Genomic DNA, 16,032 nt, shown 5'->3' on the forward strand with positions numbered 1-16,032 from the left:
GCTCGGCATGTTCATGGTGCTGCCGGTACTGGCGACCTACGGCATGGAGCTGCGCGGCAGTACGCCGGCATTGATTGGCCTGGCCATCGGCGCCTACGGCCTGACCCAGGCGTTGCTGCAGATACCCTTCGGCATGCTCAGTGACCGTATCGGTCGGCGGCCGGTGATCTATGCCGGGCTGCTGATTTTCGCCGCCGGCAGTCTGCTGGCCGCCAATGCCGACTCCATCTGGGGGGTGGTCGCCGGCCGTGTGCTGCAGGGCGCCGGGGCGATTTCCGCCGCTGTGATGGCGCTGCTCTCCGATCTGACCCGCGAACAGCACCGGACCAAGGCCATGGCCATGATCGGCATGAGCATCGGCCTGTCCTTCGCCGTGGCCATGGTGGTCGGTCCGCTGCTGACCCGCGCCTTTGGTTTGTCCGGCTTGTTCATGGCCACCGCTGCCATGGCGTTGCTCGGCATCGTCATCGTCGCCGGGGTGGTGCCGCGTGCGGCCGGGCCGCTGCAGCACCGCGAGTCCGGCGTCGCCCGCCAGGCGTTGCTGCCGACCTTGCAGCATGCCGATCTGTTGCGCCTGGACTTCGGCATCCTGGCCCTGCATGCGATTCTGATGGCCAGCTTCATCGCCTTGCCGCTGGCGCTGGTGGAGCAGGGCGGGCTGCCCAAGGAAGAGCACTGGTGGGTATACCTGACCGCGCTGCTGATCGGCTTCTTCGGCATGCTGCCGTTCATCATCTATGGCGAGAAACAGCGGCGCATGAAGCATGTGTTGCTCGGTGCGGTGGCGGTGCTGCTGGCCTGCGAACTGTACTTCTGGCAGTTTGGCAGCAGCCTGCGCGCCCTGGTGCTGGGCACTGTGGTGTTTTTCACCGCGTTCAACCTGCTCGAGGCGTCGCTGCCGTCACTGATCAGCAAGGTTGCGCCTGCCGGCGGCAAGGGCACGGCGATGGGGGTGTATTCGACCAGTCAGTTTCTCGGCGCGGCCCTGGGCGGCATTCTCGGTGGCTGGCTGTACCAGCATTACAGCCTGTCGGGGGTGTTCCTCGGTTGCGCGGCCATGGCTCTTCTCTGGCTGGGCTTTGCTGTTACTATGCGCGAACCGCCTTATGTCACCAGCCTGCGCTTGCCGCTTTCAGCAGCGGCATTGCACGAAGTGGGGTTGGCCGAGCGTTTACAGGCAGTGCCCGGAGTGGCGGATGCCGTGGTGGTGCGTGAAGAAGCCGCCATCTATATCAAAGTGGATACCCAACAATTGGATCGCACGTCCCTCGAGCGCCTGATCGAAGCGGCGCCGGTGACGTGCTGACAGCTCTAGGAGAAAGTTATGGCCCGTGGGGTTAACAAAGTCATTCTGGTCGGTACCTGCGGACAGGACCCGGAAACGCGCTATCTGCCCAGCGGCAATGCGGTCACCAACCTGAGCCTGGCCACCAGCGAGCAGTGGACCGACAAGCAGACCGGGCAGAAGGTCGAGAAGACCGAGTGGCACCGTGTCTCGCTGTTCGGCAAGGTCGCCGAAATCGCCGGCGAGTACCTGCGCAAAGGTTCGCAGGTGTATATCGAAGGCAAGCTGCAGACCCGCGAGTGGGAAAAAGACGGCATCAAGCGTTATACCACCGAGATCGTCGTCGACATGCAGGGCACCATGCAGCTGCTCGGCGGCCGTCCAGACAACGCCGGTGGTGGCGACTCGGCTTCGCGTCAGCAGCGCCCGGCGCCGCAACGTGAGCCGCAACGCGAACAGCAGCAGGCGCCGCGTCCGGCTCCGCAGCCGCAGGCCAAGCCGGCGCAGGATTTCGACAGTTTCGACGACGACATCCCGTTCTGAGGCAATACCTTAGACTTATCTGTAAAGTTTCAGATCAACCCCCTGTAGCTCTCACTCAGTTACAGGGGGTTTTTCTTTGTGCGTGGCTGGTCCCGGAGTGATGGGCGTTCCTGGTCATTCCGCGCAGGAGTTCGGACCTCGGTTCGACGCTCAGGCTGGTGCCCGAGCGGTGCGCGCGGCGGCCTGTAGCAACAGCCAGTCGATCAGTTCGGCTAACTGCGCAGAGGGTTCCGGGCGTTCGGGGTAGACCAGGAAGTAGGCATCGCCGGTGCGCACCTTCAGCTCGAAGGGGGTGGCCAGGCGCCCGGCGGCCAGGTCTTCGCCGATCAGCGACCAGTCGCCGATGGCCACGCCGAGGCCCTGCGAGGCCACCGTCATGGCCAGATCCAAGGTGTCGAAGTGCTGACCCTTGCCGATGCTGTTGACTGTGGTGCCGGAGGCCTTCAGCCAGGCTTCCCAGTCGCGCTGGTCGCGGGTGGGATGCAGCAGGGTGTGGCGCTCCAAGTCGGCCGGCTGCCTGAGCGGTTGCGGGCCGGCGAGCAGTTGCTGCGAGCAGACCGGGGTGAGCAGCTCATCGAACAGGTGGTGAGCCACCACAGCGGGGCCGGGCTGGCCGCCGAACACCACGGCGGCGTCGAACTCTTCGCTGCGAAAATCCACCGAGTGCTGCACCGTAGTGGTCAACTCCACGGGCACGTCCGGCCGCTCGACCTGCCAGTGCATCAGCCGTGGCAGCAACCAGCGCATCACGCATGTCGGTGCCTTTAACCGCAGCGCTTCGCGCCGCGCGCCCACTCGTTCGACTGCCTCGCCGATCAGGTCGAGAGCCTGCTGGATCTGCGGAAACAGTTCGAGGCCTTGGGCGGTCAGGCTCAGGCCGCGCGCCTGGCGCTGAAACAGCGGGTAACCGAGGTGGCTCTCCAGGCCGGCGATCTGCCGGCTTACCGCACCCTGGGTGATGTGCAGCAGTTCGGCGGCACGGGTGAAGTTGCAGCACTGGGCGGTAATCACGAAGGTATGCAGCGCAGGCAGGGGGGGGAGCCGTTTCATGGGCGCTCAGCTATGCAGTTAGGACATGCCTAGTATGACAAATTTTGCATTGTCCGGTGATTGGGCAGGGGGTCAAATTGAACCTTGCCTGCACTTTTTCGCGCATCTGCGACGCATCCGAGCGACCCGCTGAATCCAAGGCGCGCGATGCGGCGAGTGCAGTAGACCTCAGCTACCGAACAGGACAAAAGAAAATGGCGACATGCGGCGAAGTATTGGTGAAGTTGCTCGAGCGCTACGGCGTCGAGCGGGTATTCGGCATTCCCGGCGTGCATACCGTCGAGCTCTACCGCGGGCTGGCCCGCTCGCCTATCGAGCATGTCACGCCGCGCCATGAACAAGGCGCCGGTTTCATGGCCGACGGCTACGCGCGCACCAGCGGCAAGCCAGGAGTGTGCTTCATCATCACCGGCCCAGGCATGACCAATATCGCCACGGCCATGGCCCAGGCCTATGCCGATTCGATCCCGATGCTGGTGATTTCCAGTGTGCAGGCGCGCAGCCAGCTCGGCGGTGGGCGTGGCAAGCTGCACGAGCTGCCGTCGCAGAGCAATCTGGTCGCCGGATTCTCCGCCTTCTCCCACACCCTGCTGTCGGCCGCCGAGCTGCCGGCCGTACTGGCGCGCGCCTTTGCCGTGTTCCAGGCGGCGCGGCCGCGGCCGGTGCATATCGAGAGTCCGCTCGACGTGCTGGTCGAGCCAGCCGACCAACTGCTGGCCAGCCAGCCGGTTACCCTGGCGAGGCCCGGCGCCAGCCCAGCCGCCATCGCGCAAATGGCCAGCCTGCTGGCTGGCGCCCAGCGTCCATTGATCCTCGCCGGCGGCGGCGCGATAGATGCGGCGACGGCGCTGGCCCGCCTGGCCGAGCGGCTACAGGCGCCTGTGGCGCTGACCATCAATGCCAAGGGCTTGTTGCCCTCGCGCCATCCGCTGCTGGTCGGTTCGACCCAGTCGACCGTGGCGACCCGTGAACTGGTGGCTGAGGCGGATGTGGTGTTGGCGGTCGGCACCGAATTGGGCGAAACCGATTATGACGTGACCTTCGCCGGCGGCTTCGAGATTCCTGGCGCATTGCTGCGCATCGACATCGACCCGGACCAGGTGGTACGCAACTATCCACCGGCGCTGGCGCTGGTCTCCGACGCTGCCGTGGCGCTGACGGCTTTGCTGGCAGCTATCGAGCCGCTGGTGCAGGTATCAAGCGGGGCTGACTGGGGCAGTGCTCGGGCAGCGCGGCTGCGCGAGACCCTTGAGGCCTCCTGGGACGCGCCCATGCGTGGGCAGACCTGCTTCCTGCAAACCGTGCTGGAGGTGCTGCCGGACGCTGTGCTGGTCGGTGATTCGACCCAGCCGGTATACACCGGCAACCTGACTCTGAACCTGGAACAGCCACGGCGCTGGTTCAACTCCTCGACCGGCTACGGCACCCTCGGTTATGCCCTGCCGGCGGCCATAGGTGCGCTGCTGGGAGACAGCCGCGAAGGCGCGCAGCGGCGCCCTGTGGTGTGCCTGATCGGCGACGGCGGGCTGCAGTTCACCCTGGCCGAACTGGCCAGTGCGGTGGAGGCGCGCGCGCCGATCATCGTCCTGCTGTGGAATAACCAGGGTTACGAGGAAATCAAGAAGTACATGGTCAACCGCGATATCGAGCCGGTGGGTGTGGATATCTTTACCCCGGACTTTGTCGCTGCGGCCAAGGCGCTGGGCTGTGCGGCGGGGCGGGCGAATGACGTCGAAGCGTTACGCGCGGCCTTGCGCCAGGCAAGCGAGTCGCCGTTGCCGACCCTGATCGAAATCGACCAGCAGGCCTGGATGAGTGGGGTGGCCGCATGTTGAACAGCCGCCCGCCGCACAATGGCGCACTCGCCGGTCTGTATATCGGCGGGCACTGGCAGAGCGGTGGCGACAGCCTGAAGGTGATCAATCCCGCCACCGAAGAGCTGCTGGCGAGCGTCGCCGGCGGCGACGCCGAGGCGGTCGAGCAGGCGGTGCGCGCGGCGAGTGACGCTTTTCCGGCCTGGGGGCTCAGCTCCGGGGTAGAGCGGGGCGCCTGCCTGCGACGGATCGCTGCTGGCGTCGAGGTGCGCCGCGAGCGCCTGATCCAGTTGCAATCACGCAACAACGGTAAGCCGTTGAGCGAGGCGGCGATCGACATCGACGATGTGATCGCCGCCTTCACCTATTACGCCGAGCTGGCCGAGGCGCTGGAGCGTCAGCAGGACGCCGCGGTGGAGCTGCCGAGCAGCGAATTCGCCGCCCGCCTGCGCCGCGAGCCCTGTGGCGTGGTGGGGCTGATCGTGCCGTGGAATTTCCCCATGGTGACCACTGCCTGGAAGCTGGCTCCCGCGCTGGCGGCCGGCTGCACTGTGGTGTTGAAACCCTCGGAGGTGACTCCGTTGGCGGAGCTAGAGCTGGCCGACATCATCGCCGCGAGTGGCCTGCCGGCCGGTGTGTTCAACCTGGTCTGCGGCACCGGCCTGGCGGTCGGGGCGCCACTGGCGGCGCATCCGGGAGTGGCCAAACTGTCGTTCACCGGCAGCAATACGGTGGGCGTGCAGGTCATGCAGCGCGCCGCCGAGACGGTCAAGGGCGTCAGCCTGGAGCTGGGTGGCAAGTCCTCGCTGCTGGTATTTGCCGATGCCGACCTGGATCTGGCGGTCGAGTTGGCCTGTGGCGGCGGTTTCTTCAACGCCGGGCAGATGTGCTCGGCGACCAGCCGGGTGCTGGTCGCCGATGAGCTGGCCGAGGAGTTCCTGGCGCGGTTGCAGGTGCGTGCCGAGGCGATCCGCGTCGGTGATCCGTTTGAGGCAGGCGTGGAGATGGGCGCTCTGGTCAATCAGGTCCAGTATCAACGAGTTTGTCGGCATATCGCAGACGGCCTGGATGGCGGCGCGCGCTTGTTAAGCGGAGGTGAGCGTCCAGCTGGGCTGACGCGTGGCTATTTCCTGCGGCCCACGGTGTTTACCGAGGTGCCGCTGGACAGCGCCCTGTGGCGTGAGGAGATCTTCGGGCCGGTGCTCTGTGTGCGTAGCTTCAGCACGGAAGAGCAGGCCATCGAACTGGCCAATGACAGCGAGTTTGGCCTGGTGGCCAGCGTGGTCAGCGGCGACGCGAGCCGCGCCGAACGGGTCGCCAATGCCTTGCAGGCAGGCCTGGTGTGGGTCAACGCACCGCAGGTGATCTTCCCGCAGGCGGCCTGGGGCGGCTACAAACAGAGCAGCATCGGGCGTGAGTTGGGGCCCTGGGGGCTGCAGGCCTTCCAGGAAATCAAACATGTGATTCGCGCCCTTTAATCGGGCGGTTGTGGCGCACGCATACCTGCTTGCGAGGCATGCGTTTCGCGCATGGCTTCGATGACAATTTATCGATTGTTGGCCAGTCGAGTGCGTCGCAGGATGGCTTCGTCGGCCCAGGAAATTGGGCTGTCACGGCAGGTTGAACGGTTTTATTGCACGGCACGGCCGTCAGCCTGAAACCAGGCCGCAAGCTCCCGAAGACGAATAAAAACAAGAGGAAACAGCGATGAGCGAATACGATTTCAGCAGAAGAAAATTCATCAAGACGGTGGGCGCCGCGTCGGTGGCTGTCGCAGCTTTGTCCTTTCCCTTCATCAAGGCCAGTGCCGGCGACATGAAGTTTCACGGTAAGACCCTGCGCCTGCTCACCTGGTCCGACGACACCGGACTGGCGGCGCTGCGCAATATCGCTGCGACCTTCGAAGCCAAGACCGGCGCCAAGGTAATCGCCGACCGCACCGGCAGCACCTCGGAGATGGTCGCCAAGCTCAAGGCCGCCGGTGATCGTCCGCAATACGACATCATTACTTTGGCCGGCGTCGGCGCCGAAGGCCTGGCCAGCGCCGGGCTGCTGGAAAAGCCCGACCTCAACCGCATCCCCAACCTGCGCGACGTGCCTGCGCAGTACCAGACTGGCGCCGGCGGCCATGGCATCGGCTACCTGCTGTGGTGCAACAGCCTGATCTACAGCACCCGCACCGTGAAAGAGGCCCCGGACAGCTACGCAGCCCTGTGGGACAAGGACATGGCGCCGAACATCTTCCTGCCGCCACCGAACTGGACCGAGGCCATGGACCTGATCATCATCGCCGCCAAGCTGGCCGGCGGTGACGAGCACAATGTCGAGCCGGGTTTCAAACTGCTCGAGAAGCTCAAGGACCGGGTGATTACCCTGGGCGAGAACCCCAATCAGATCGCCGAACTGTTCCGCACCGGCTCGCTGGACATGGGCGGCCTCTATGCCCCGGCCTTCTTCCCCAAGCAGATCCGCGATCCGTCCTACGGTCTGGGCGCCACCTTCGGCATGAAAGAGGGCTTCTACACCGACCTGATGCTCTCTGTCATGCCCAAGCACCGTCCGGGCGACACCGACCTGGCCTACGCCTTCATCGACCACTCGCTCGACCCGCTGGTGCAGGGCAAGATGGCCGAAGACATCTTCAACGGCCCGGTCAACGCCAAGGCGATCATCTCCGCCGAGGCGCGCAAGAGCCCGTACATCCTCACGCCCGAGCAGATCTCGGAGAAGGCGATCATGCACGACAACGCCTTCCTGGCCACCGTGCACGACCAGTGGATTCGCCGCTACACGGAAATCTTCTCTTCCTGATGTAGCTACGGTACCTGCCGTCAACAGCACCGCGCAGCGGGCCTGCGAGCCTCTGCGCGGTGCGCGGCAACCTTCTGTACTGATGAGATAAGCGAAATGGCACATTCAACTCTGACCCGTCCGGTCGGCGTGGCGCCCCTGCGCCCGGCCAAGACGATTTCCCCCTCGGCGCGGGCCTGGCTGTTCCTGACCCCGTCGATGCTGTTCCTCGGTGTGCTGATTGCCGCCAGCCTGCTGGTGCTGCGCATGAGCGTCGGCACCAAGGGCGCGGAATGGAGCGGTTTCAGCCTGGCCAGCTACGTCCAGTTGCTCGAACCCTATTACCTCAAGTCGCTGCTGCTGACCCTGCGTCTGGCCCTGGTCAGTGCGCTGATCGCGGTGCTGCTGGCGATTCCGGTCGGCTACTGCATGTCGCGCCTGCAGTCGCCGCTGTTGCGCCGGGTGTTCCTCGCCGCGGTGCTGATGCCCTTGCTGGTCAACCTGCTGCTGCAAAGCTACGGCTGGCTGGTGATCCTCGGCCCGGGCGGGATGCTCAACCAGGCGCTGTTGGGCCTAGGCCTGATCGATCGACCGGTGATGCTGCTCTACAACCAGACGGGCGTGCTGATGGGCCTGGTGCAGACCGCCTTTCCGCTGGCGGTGCTGCCGATCGCCAGCGCCATGCGCGGCGTGTCGCGCAGCTACGAGGAGGCGGCCGCGACTCTGGGCGCCAGCCGCATGCAGGTGTTCCGCCAGGTGGTGTTGCCGATGAGCCTGCCAGGCATCATCACCGGCGCCACCCTGGTGTTCGCCTACAACGCCAGCAGCTTCGTGGTGCCCTTGCTCCTCGGTGGCCGGCGGGTGCCGATGCTCGCAGTGATGGTGCATGACCAGATCGCCCCGCTGATGAACTGGCCGGCCGCCTCAGCCGCCGGGGTGGTGCTGATCGTCACCACGCTGGCGATCATGACCTTCTCCGAATTCGTCACCGGCCGCCGTCGGCGCATCCTCGAGGCTTCGCAATGAGCAACCTACTCAAGAGCCTGTTTCGTGGTGCCGCCCCGTTGCCAGGTGAAACCGGGCGTTTCGCCATGGGCCTGTCCGGGGTCATCCTGCTGCTGGCGGTGTTGCCGATCCTGACCATGATCGTGATGTCATTCAGCGGCGCCTCGAACCTCGATTTCCCGCCGGCCAGCTACAGCCTGCAGTGGTACCAGGCGGCCTGGAACACCTTCGTCTCGCCGGACGCCAGTGACGTGCTGAGCCTCGGTCAGGCGTTCACCACCAGTCTGCTGGTGGCCACCCTGAGCATGCTGTTCGCCACCCTGGTGGCGGTGCCGGCCGCCTATGCGCTGGTGCGCTGCGAGTTCCGCGGCAAGGCGGCGGCGCTGCAGCTGATGTCGCTGCCGCTGGTATTTCCCATGGTGGTGCTGGGCCTGGCGCTGTTGCTGATATTCGACAGTTTGCCGTTTCAGCTCAACACCTCGCGGCTGGTGATCGCCCATGTGATCCTCGCCTTGCCGTTCGTGGTGAGGAATTGCACCGCGGCCATGCTGTCGATCGGCAGCGAGGTCGAGGAGGCCGCAAAAATGCTCGGCGCCTCGCCGCTGCGCGCGATCGTCGACGTGGTGGTGCCGCTGATGCGCTCGGGGATTCTGGCGGGGATGCTGCTGGCCTTCATCATCTCGTTCAATGAATTCACCGTGACCTACTTCCTCTACAACATCGACGTGATGACCGTGCCGATCTGGATGTACAGCCGCACCGTGTCGTCCCTCGACCCGACCGTTTTCTCGTTCGCCGTGCTGATCGTGCTGATCGACTTCGCCCTGATCTGGGCGCTGGAGAAGCTGGTCGGCGAAGGTGGCGTGTCCTTTTAATTCAGCCGGGCAGGCCCTGGCGGCTTGCGGGCAATAGCTTATTCGAGGTGCCGCATGAGCGGATTAGTTCTAGATAACGTCGGAAAACACTACGGCTCGGCCTGCGCCGTGACGGACGTCAACCTACACCTGCCGGAGGGCAAGCTGGTGTGCTTTCTCGGCCCCTCGGGCTGTGGCAAAACCACCCTGCTGCGCATGATCGCCGGTCTGGAAACCCTCAGCGACGGGGAGATCCGCCTGGACGGCCAGGACATCGGCCACACCCCGGCGCACCAGCGCAACTTCGGCATGGTGTTCCAGTCGCTGGCGCTGTTTCCGCACATGACCGTCGGTGAGAACATCGCCTATCCGCTGCGCTTGCGTGGCGTGAGCAAGGTCGATCAGCAGGCGCGGGTGACCGAACTGCTGCAGCTGATCCAGTTGCAGGAGATGGTCGACCGGCCGGTGGCCAAGCTGTCTGGCGGTCAACGCCAGCGCGTAGCGATTGCCCGGGCGATTGCCGCGCGGCCCAAGCTGCTGCTGTTGGACGAACCCTTGTCGGCCCTCGATGCCAAGTTGCGCGAATCCATGCAGGTGGAGATCCGTCAATTGCAGCAGCGCCTGAATATCACCACCATCCTGGTTACCCATGACCAGCGCGAGGCCATGACCATGGCCGATATCGTGGTGGTACTCGGTGAGCACCGGGTGCAGCAGGTCGGCACGCCGATCGAGATCTACCGCAATCCGGCCAATGCCTTCGTTGCCGACTTCATCGGCAGCGGCAATATCTTCCCGGCGATCGCCCTGGGCAACGGACGGGTGAGCCTGCCAGGCGGCGCGGCGATCCAGGTGCCGATTTGCGAGAGCATTCAAGCCGGCACCAGTATCAAGATGCTGGTGCGCCCGGAGGACTTGACCTTGTCGCTGCCGCAGGCCACCGCTGGCAATCGTCTGCAGGGCACCGTGACTTTCGTGCGCGACAGTGGCGCGACCATCGAAACCACCATCGATTGTTCCGGTGTCTCGCTGACTGCGCTGAGCACGCCTTGCCAGGGTATCGGCCTGGCCATAGGCAACCCGGTGTCGGTGACCATCCCGGCCGAAGCCTGTCGGGTACTGACCGCCTGAGAGTGTGTGAGTTTGCCGCGGGCAGCCAGCTACCAGCTAATGGAGGATGCATGAACCTGTCTCCCGGGATCCGTCGTGCGAGGGCCTTTCGCCAGGTCGTAGGTGGTTTTGCCCCTGCTGTCGCGCGGTGCAGCGTGCGCGCCTAATGACGGCGTGCGCGTAAACCCGCAAAATGCGACACTTTGGCGCTATGTCAGCGTCCAATTTCGATAATGCCAAACCGGGAGAGAGGCGGTGGTCGGGGGTCAGGAGTGATGGGCAGGGGGGCGTGGCTATCGTTACGCCGGGTTGCCCATTGAAGTCACCTGACGGCATCGGCCGTTGCGAGACACCATGCGTATGCGTCTAATACTGTTGGGTGGTGGCAATGCCTTGGGGCAAGCGCTGATCCGTCTCGGCGCCGAGGAGGACATCGGTTTCCTCGCCCCGCGCCCGCCGGAAACCGGCTGGGACAGCGCCAGCCTGACCCAGTTGCTGGACGACACCCGCCCCGATGCCTTGATCAACCTTGCTTACTACTTCGACTGGTTCCAGGCCGAAGAGGTGAGCGAGGCGCGTCTTGCTGCCCAGGAGCAGGCGGTCGAGCGGCTTGCCGAACTTTGTCAGCATCACGAGATTCGCCTGCTGCAGCCCTCCAGCTACCGGGTGTTCGATGGTTCGCGGGTGACCGCCTACAGCGAAAAGGAAGAGCCGGTGCCCCTGGGCGTGCGTGGCCAGGCCTTGTGGCGTCTCGAGCAGAGCGTGCGAGCGCTGTGCCCGCGGCATGTGTTGTTGCGCTTCGGCTGGTTGCTGGACGACAGTCCGGACGGCCTGCTCGGGCGTTTCCTGGTGCGTGCCGAGCGCGATGAAAGCATTGCGCTGGCGGATGACCGGCGCGGCAACCCGACCCCGGTCGACGATGCCGCGCGGGTGATCCTCGCGGTGCTCAAGCAGCTCGATTGCCAGGCACCGTTATGGGGCACCTTCCACTATGGCGGCCACGAAGCCACCACCTCGCTGGCATTGGGCCAGGCGGTATTGAGCGAGGCGCGTCACTTCCGCAGTAACCTGCTCGACGAGATCACGGCGCAGGCCCATGCCGCGCGCCCGGATGTCGCCGAGGAGCCGCAGCACGCGGTGCTGGCCTGCAAGAAAATTCTGCATACCTTCGGTATCAAGCCGCGCGCCTGGCGCTCGGCATTGCCGAGCCTACTGGACCGTTACTACCGTCATGTCTGATGCACCTATCCTGATTACCGGGGGGGCCGGCTTTATCGGTTCGCACCTGGTCGATGCACTATTGAGCCAAGGCCATGCGGTGCGCGTGCTGGACAATCTGTCGATGGGCAAGCGCGCCAACCTGCCGCTGGACAACCCGCGCCTGCAGTTGCTCGAGGGCGATGTGGCCGATGCGCTCCTGGTCGGTCAGGCCGTGGCCGGTTGTGCGGCCGTGGTGCATCTGGCCGCGGTGGCCTCGGTGCAAGCCTCGGTGGACGACCCGGTGAGCACTCACCAGAGCAACTTCGTCGGTACCCTCAATGTCTGCGAGGCCATGCGTCTGCACGGCGTCAAGCGGGTGGTCTACGCCTCGAGTGCGGCGGTCTACGGCAACAATGGCGAAGGTCAGGCGATTGGCGAAGATACGCCCAAGGCGCCACTGACGCCCTACGCTGCGGACAAGCTGGCCAGTGAGCATTACCTGGACTTCTATCGCCGTCAGCATGGCCTGGAACCGGCGATTTTCCGTTTCTTCAATATTTTCGGTCCGCGCCAGGACCCTTCCTCGCCCTATTCCGGGGTGATCAGCATCTTCACCCAGCGGGCGCAGCAAGGCTTGCCGATCCGCGTGTTCGGTGATGGCGAGCAGACCCGCGATTTCTTCTATGTCGGCGACCTGCTGGCGCTGCTGACCCAGGCGCTGGACATGCCGCAGGTGGTCGTCGGGGCGGTGAATGTCGGCTGGAATCAGGCCGTCAGCCTGAACCAACTGCTGACCGAGATCGGCAGTTTGTGTGGCGGCTTGCCGGCGGTTGACTACCAGGCGGCGCGCCCCGGCGATATTCGTCATTCGCGGGCAAATAATCAGCGCTTGCAAGCCAGTTACCGTTTGCCACCTGCGACCTCCATGCGTGCGGGCTTGCGCAGGTTGTTAAGCCAGGGCTGATCTGTACCCATAAAAAAACCGGCGCTGAGCCGGTTTTTTTATGGGAGTCGGTTTGCCTTAGAACTTGTAGCCGAGGCCGACCATGTAGACGTATGGATCTACATCCACATCGACCTTGACCTTCTCGCCAGCGAAGGAGGTGGTGCCGGTGGTGTCGATGTCGATGTAGCGCACGTGAGCGTTGAACAAGAGGTTGTCGGTCAGCATGTAGTCCATGCCCAGCTGGGCGGCGAGGCCCCAGGAGTCTTTCATGTCGAGGCCGCTGAAACCCTTGCCTTCGGCTTCGCTGCTCAGCTTGTCGTCGAAGAACCAGGTGTAGTTGATGCCCACCCCCGCATAGGGCTGGAAGGCCGAGGCACCGTCGAGCGGGTAGTAGACGACGCTCAGGGTTGGCGGCAGGTGCTTGAGTTCACCCAGCTTGCCATTCAGGCCAGCGAATGCTCCGGGCATGCCTTTCACGCCGACGTCATGGCTAAACGGGGTGGCTGCGAGCAGGTCGATGCCAATGTGGCTGGTGATCATATAGGTGCCGGTCAGGCCCAGCTGGGTATCGCTGTTCAGCGTGGCCTCGGTGCCGGCCACGTCGGTGTTCAGCGCACCCACCCAGATATCGCTGCTGCTTTCATGCGGATCGACGGTGGCTGCACCGGCTCGAACAATGACGTCACCTGCCTGGTAGGCGTGGGCGAGGGGGGCGGCCAATGCGGTGGCCAGGATGGAGAGAGCGAGCAGGGACTTGCGCATAGTGAGCTCCGGTCGAGTCATCAGTTGGTTGGGCTGGTGGCAATGTTAGGGGCCTAAGCAAATCGAGTTTTGACCCAGCTCAATGAATTGGTCTGGTGGCGACAGGCCATGGCGTCGTATCGGTTTTCTCCGATGGCGCGCAGGCCCCGTCGCTGTTGCTTGCGGGGCACAGCCTGGGGCACGTGTGGCATTTGGCCGCACAGGCCGGTGTGTTTGTGCGGATCGATCGCCGCCATCTCCTCATACTGTGATCCACAGTGTTCTTGTCTGCGCGTCTGCCGCTGTTAGGCGCAAGAGTTTGCGCAGGAGGCGGGCATGGGTGTTGCTGGATGATGCGGATGCAGTTGATAATGGTTATCTTTACTGCCTGGAGATCTTCAAGAGTTCGCTCATGCCCTCCGGGGCGAGGCGCCTGCCGGCAGCTGTTCATCGAATGCCACTCAGCCTTGTAATAGCTTGATATTTAGAAAGGTTATAATGTTTCTTTTTAAGATAAGCCCGTCGCTCGAGGATTCACTGCGTATGAACCTGTACCCCCTGCGTTCACTGGCCGTCGCTCTGGTGCTGAGCAGCACGCCGGCGCTGGCCGCGCCACTGGATGCCGCGCTGGATGAGAGTCAGCGCCTGGCCGCAGACGCCAAGGCGTCCCAGGCGCGTATCGAGCGGCTCGACGATGCCAGTCGCGAGATGCTCGCTGAGTACCGCAATGCCTTGCAGCAGGCCGAGGCGTTGAAAGGCTACAACCAGCAGCTGCAAGAGCTGGTCGTCGCTCAACGCCAGGAGCTGGCGGGCTACCAGGCGCAGCTGGACGGCATCGAGCGCACCCAGGAAGCGGTGACGCCACAGATGCGCCGGATGGTCGAGGTGCTCGGCGAATTCATTGCCGCCGACCTGCCGTTCCTGCCGGATGAGCGCAGCGAGCGTCTGGCGCAGCTGCAGGAGCTGTTGCCGCGTGCCGATGTCAGCCTGGCGGAAAAGTACCGGCGCATCCTCGAGGCCTATCAGGTCGAGAGCGACTACGGTCGCACCCTGGAGGCCTGGCGTGGCGAGCTGCCGGTTGCTGGCGGTTCGCGCAGCGTCGAGTTTCTCCGTCTCGGCCGGGTGATGCTGTACTTCCAGACCCTCGACGGCCATGAGAGTGGCTGGTGGAACCCGCAGAAGCGCAGCTGGGAAACGCTCGACGGCAGTGCTCGGCGCCCGTTGCATCAGGCCATCGCCATCGCTCGCCAGGAACAGGCACCGGCCCTGCTCGATCTCCCCGTGCAAACCCTGACTCAGGAGGCCAAGCAATGAGCCGTCGTGTTCTCGCCATCTTGACCCTGGCGCTGTTGCCGGCGCTTGCCGCTGCCGCCGCAGCGCTCAGCCCGGATCAACTGCTGCAGCGCATTCGCAGCGAACGCGCCGCCGAAGTCTCGGCCATGCACAGTCGCGAGCAGGCGTTTGTTGCCGCGCGTGGCGAGCGGGCGCAGTTGCTCGCCGGCGCGCGTGCGGCCTTGCAGACCCAGAAGGCCCAGGCCGAACGCCTGAAGGCCGAATTCGATCGCCAGGAGGCCGAGCTGGCCGAGCAGGAAAAACTCCTCGCCCAGCGTGTCGGTCACCTCGGCGAGTTGTTTGGCGTGGTCCGCCAGAGCGCCGGCGATGTCGCCGGGCAATGGCAGGACAGCCTGCTCAATGCGCAGTATCCCGAGCGTTTGCAGCGCCTCAAGGCGTTGGCCGAAAGCCGGACCTTGCCGTCCGCTGCGGATCTCGATGGTTATTGGATGCTGCTGCTGGAAGACCTGACCGCCAGCGGCCGGGTCGAGCAGTTGCAATTGCCGGTGGTGGCCGCCGATGGCAACCGCAGCGAGCAGTCGGTGCTGCGTGTCGGCACCTTCTCGGTGTTTTCCGCCGCTGACTTTCTGCGTTACGACGCCGATGCTGGCGAGTTGCTGGCGCCGCCGCGGCAGCCGTCTGGATTGGGCCAGGTCGAGGATTACCTGCAGAGTGACGCAGCGCTTGCCAGCCTGCCGGTCGATCCCAGTCGCGGTACCTTGCTGGCCCAGCTGCAGCGCCAGCCGACCCTGTGGGATCGCCTGCAACAGGGCGGCCTGGTCGGTTGGGTGATAGTCGCACTGGGCGTGCTGGGTCTGCTTCTGGCCAGCTGGCGCATGCTGCATTTGGCCCGGGTCGGACGTGGGGTGAGCGCGCAGATGCATGACCTGAGCGCGCCGCGTGACGATAACCCGCTGGGCCGGGTGATCGGCGTGCTGGGGCCGCAGCCGCGGCTGGCCGATCTGGAGACCCTGGAGCTGAAGCTCGACGAGGCGATTTTGCAGGAAACCCCGCCGCTGGAAAAGGGCCAGAGCCTGCTCAAGCTGCTCTGCGCGGTGGCGCCGTTGCTCGGTCTGCTCGGCACCGTGACCGGCATGATCGTCACTTTCCAGGCCATCACCCAGGGCGGTGGTGGCGATTCGCGGCTGATGGCCGACGGCATTTCCCAGGCCCTGGTGACCACGGTGCTGGGCCTGGTGGTGGCGATTCCGCTGCTGTTCCTGCACAGCCTGCTGGCCAGTCGCAGCAAGGGCCTGATCCAGCTGCTCGAGCAGCAGAGTGCCGGCTTGATCGCCCTGCACCTGTCCGGGGCGCCGCGTCGTGACTGATTGGCTCGGTTCGGGGCTGCGTCTGGTCGATAGC

At 64.7% G+C, this 16,032-nt stretch carries 14 protein-coding genes; 12 read left to right on the top strand and 2 right to left on the bottom strand.

The window, feature by feature from the left end; genetic code table 11:
• Both ABZE94_RS05585 and ABZE94_RS05590 read left to right on the top strand, forming a co-directional pair.
• On the top strand, positions 1-1,306 hold a 1,306-nt coding region (locus tag ABZE94_RS05585; protein WP_372874540.1), incomplete at its 5' end, for an MFS transporter.
• A gap of 18 nt (positions 1,307-1,324) precedes the next feature.
• On the top strand, positions 1,325-1,828 hold the full coding sequence (locus tag ABZE94_RS05590; RefSeq protein ID WP_372874541.1) for a single-stranded DNA-binding protein: 504 nt from the start codon (positions 1,325-1,327) through the stop codon (positions 1,826-1,828).
• A 150-nt stretch (positions 1,829-1,978) separates the two neighbouring features.
• On the opposite strand, the gene ABZE94_RS05595 is transcribed toward ABZE94_RS05590, so the two are convergent.
• On the bottom strand, positions 1,979-2,878 hold the full coding sequence (locus ABZE94_RS05595) for a LysR substrate-binding domain-containing protein (protein ID WP_372874542.1): 900 nt from the start codon (positions 2,876-2,878) through the stop codon (positions 1,979-1,981).
• 194 nt (positions 2,879-3,072) lie between these two features.
• Here ABZE94_RS05595 and ABZE94_RS05600 point away from each other — a divergent pair, with 194 nt between their 5' ends.
• The 8 genes from ABZE94_RS05600 (at position 3,073) to ABZE94_RS05635 (ending at position 12,615) form a co-directional block, all read left to right on the top strand.
• Positions 3,073-4,713, top strand: a complete 1,641-nt coding sequence (locus ABZE94_RS05600; protein ID WP_372874543.1) for a 5-guanidino-2-oxopentanoate decarboxylase — start codon at positions 3,073-3,075, stop codon at positions 4,711-4,713.
• Positions 4,707-6,170, top strand: a complete 1,464-nt coding sequence (locus tag ABZE94_RS05605) for an aldehyde dehydrogenase family protein (RefSeq protein WP_372874544.1) — start codon at positions 4,707-4,709, stop codon at positions 6,168-6,170. The genes ABZE94_RS05600 and ABZE94_RS05605 overlap by 7 nt, the downstream gene beginning before the upstream one ends.
• A 229-nt stretch (positions 6,171-6,399) precedes the next feature.
• Positions 6,400-7,503, top strand: a complete 1,104-nt coding sequence (locus tag ABZE94_RS05610; RefSeq protein ID WP_372874545.1) for an extracellular solute-binding protein — start codon at positions 6,400-6,402, stop codon at positions 7,501-7,503.
• Between the two features lie 96 nt (positions 7,504-7,599).
• Complete coding sequence (locus ABZE94_RS05615; protein WP_372874546.1) at positions 7,600-8,508, top strand: ABC transporter permease; 909 nt, start codon at positions 7,600-7,602, stop codon at positions 8,506-8,508.
• Entirely contained in the window at positions 8,505-9,362 is an 858-nt protein-coding gene (locus ABZE94_RS05620; RefSeq protein ID WP_372874547.1) for an ABC transporter permease, read from the top strand. Before ABZE94_RS05615 ends, ABZE94_RS05620 begins: the two co-directional genes overlap by 4 nt.
• A 54-nt stretch (positions 9,363-9,416) precedes the next feature.
• On the top strand, positions 9,417-10,472 hold the full coding sequence (locus ABZE94_RS05625; protein ID WP_372874548.1) for an ABC transporter ATP-binding protein: 1,056 nt from the start codon (positions 9,417-9,419) through the stop codon (positions 10,470-10,472).
• A 333-nt stretch (positions 10,473-10,805) separates the two neighbouring features.
• Positions 10,806-11,690, top strand: a complete 885-nt coding sequence (locus tag ABZE94_RS05630; protein WP_372874549.1) for a sugar nucleotide-binding protein — start codon at positions 10,806-10,808, stop codon at positions 11,688-11,690.
• Positions 11,683-12,615: an NAD-dependent epimerase/dehydratase family protein gene (locus ABZE94_RS05635; protein WP_372874550.1), complete on the top strand. Its 933-nt coding sequence runs from the start codon at positions 11,683-11,685 to the stop codon at positions 12,613-12,615. Before ABZE94_RS05630 ends, ABZE94_RS05635 begins: the two co-directional genes overlap by 8 nt.
• Before the next feature lie 57 nt (positions 12,616-12,672).
• On the opposite strand, the gene ABZE94_RS05640 is transcribed toward ABZE94_RS05635, so the two are convergent.
• Positions 12,673-13,359, bottom strand: coding sequence for an OmpW family protein (locus ABZE94_RS05640; protein WP_372874551.1), 687 nt, complete (start codon positions 13,357-13,359; stop codon positions 12,673-12,675).
• Positions 13,360-13,881: 522 nt separating this feature from the next.
• On the opposite strand from ABZE94_RS05640, the gene ABZE94_RS05645 reads away from it, so the two are divergent.
• Both ABZE94_RS05645 and ABZE94_RS05650 read left to right on the top strand, forming a co-directional pair.
• Positions 13,882-14,652 (top strand): DUF3450 domain-containing protein, encoded by a 771-nt coding sequence (locus ABZE94_RS05645; RefSeq protein ID WP_372874552.1) that lies wholly within the window; start codon positions 13,882-13,884, stop codon positions 14,650-14,652.
• Positions 14,649-15,998 (top strand): MotA/TolQ/ExbB proton channel family protein, encoded by a 1,350-nt coding sequence (locus ABZE94_RS05650; RefSeq protein WP_372874553.1) that lies wholly within the window; start codon positions 14,649-14,651, stop codon positions 15,996-15,998. The genes ABZE94_RS05645 and ABZE94_RS05650 overlap by 4 nt, the downstream gene beginning before the upstream one ends.
• Positions 15,999-16,032: the final 34 nt, after the last annotated feature.

The organism is Pseudomonas sp., from assembly GCF_041601375.1.
GTDB lineage: Bacteria > Pseudomonadota > Gammaproteobacteria > Pseudomonadales > Pseudomonadaceae > Aquipseudomonas.

Bases quoted from the DNA above. Each gene is read 5' to 3' on its own strand.
- ABZE94_RS05590 (WP_372874541.1), top strand. From the start codon at position 1,325: ATGGCCCGTGGGGTTAACAAAGTCATTCTGGTCGGTACCTGCGGACAG.
- ABZE94_RS05595 (WP_372874542.1), bottom strand. From the start codon at position 2,878: ATGAAACGGCTCCCCCCCCTGCCTGCGCTGCATACCTTCGTGATTACC.
- ABZE94_RS05600 (WP_372874543.1), top strand. From the start codon at position 3,073: ATGGCGACATGCGGCGAAGTATTGGTGAAGTTGCTCGAGCGCTACGGC.
- ABZE94_RS05605 (WP_372874544.1), top strand. From the start codon at position 4,707: ATGTTGAACAGCCGCCCGCCGCACAATGGCGCACTCGCCGGTCTGTAT.
- ABZE94_RS05610 (WP_372874545.1), top strand. From the start codon at position 6,400: ATGAGCGAATACGATTTCAGCAGAAGAAAATTCATCAAGACGGTGGGC.
- ABZE94_RS05615 (WP_372874546.1), top strand. From the start codon at position 7,600: ATGGCACATTCAACTCTGACCCGTCCGGTCGGCGTGGCGCCCCTGCGC.
- ABZE94_RS05620 (WP_372874547.1), top strand. From the start codon at position 8,505: ATGAGCAACCTACTCAAGAGCCTGTTTCGTGGTGCCGCCCCGTTGCCA.
- ABZE94_RS05625 (WP_372874548.1), top strand. From the start codon at position 9,417: ATGAGCGGATTAGTTCTAGATAACGTCGGAAAACACTACGGCTCGGCC.
- ABZE94_RS05630 (WP_372874549.1), top strand. From the start codon at position 10,806: ATGCGTATGCGTCTAATACTGTTGGGTGGTGGCAATGCCTTGGGGCAA.
- ABZE94_RS05635 (WP_372874550.1), top strand. From the start codon at position 11,683: ATGTCTGATGCACCTATCCTGATTACCGGGGGGGCCGGCTTTATCGGT.
- ABZE94_RS05640 (WP_372874551.1), bottom strand. From the start codon at position 13,359: ATGCGCAAGTCCCTGCTCGCTCTCTCCATCCTGGCCACCGCATTGGCC.
- ABZE94_RS05645 (WP_372874552.1), top strand. From the start codon at position 13,882: ATGAACCTGTACCCCCTGCGTTCACTGGCCGTCGCTCTGGTGCTGAGC.
- ABZE94_RS05650 (WP_372874553.1), top strand. From the start codon at position 14,649: ATGAGCCGTCGTGTTCTCGCCATCTTGACCCTGGCGCTGTTGCCGGCG.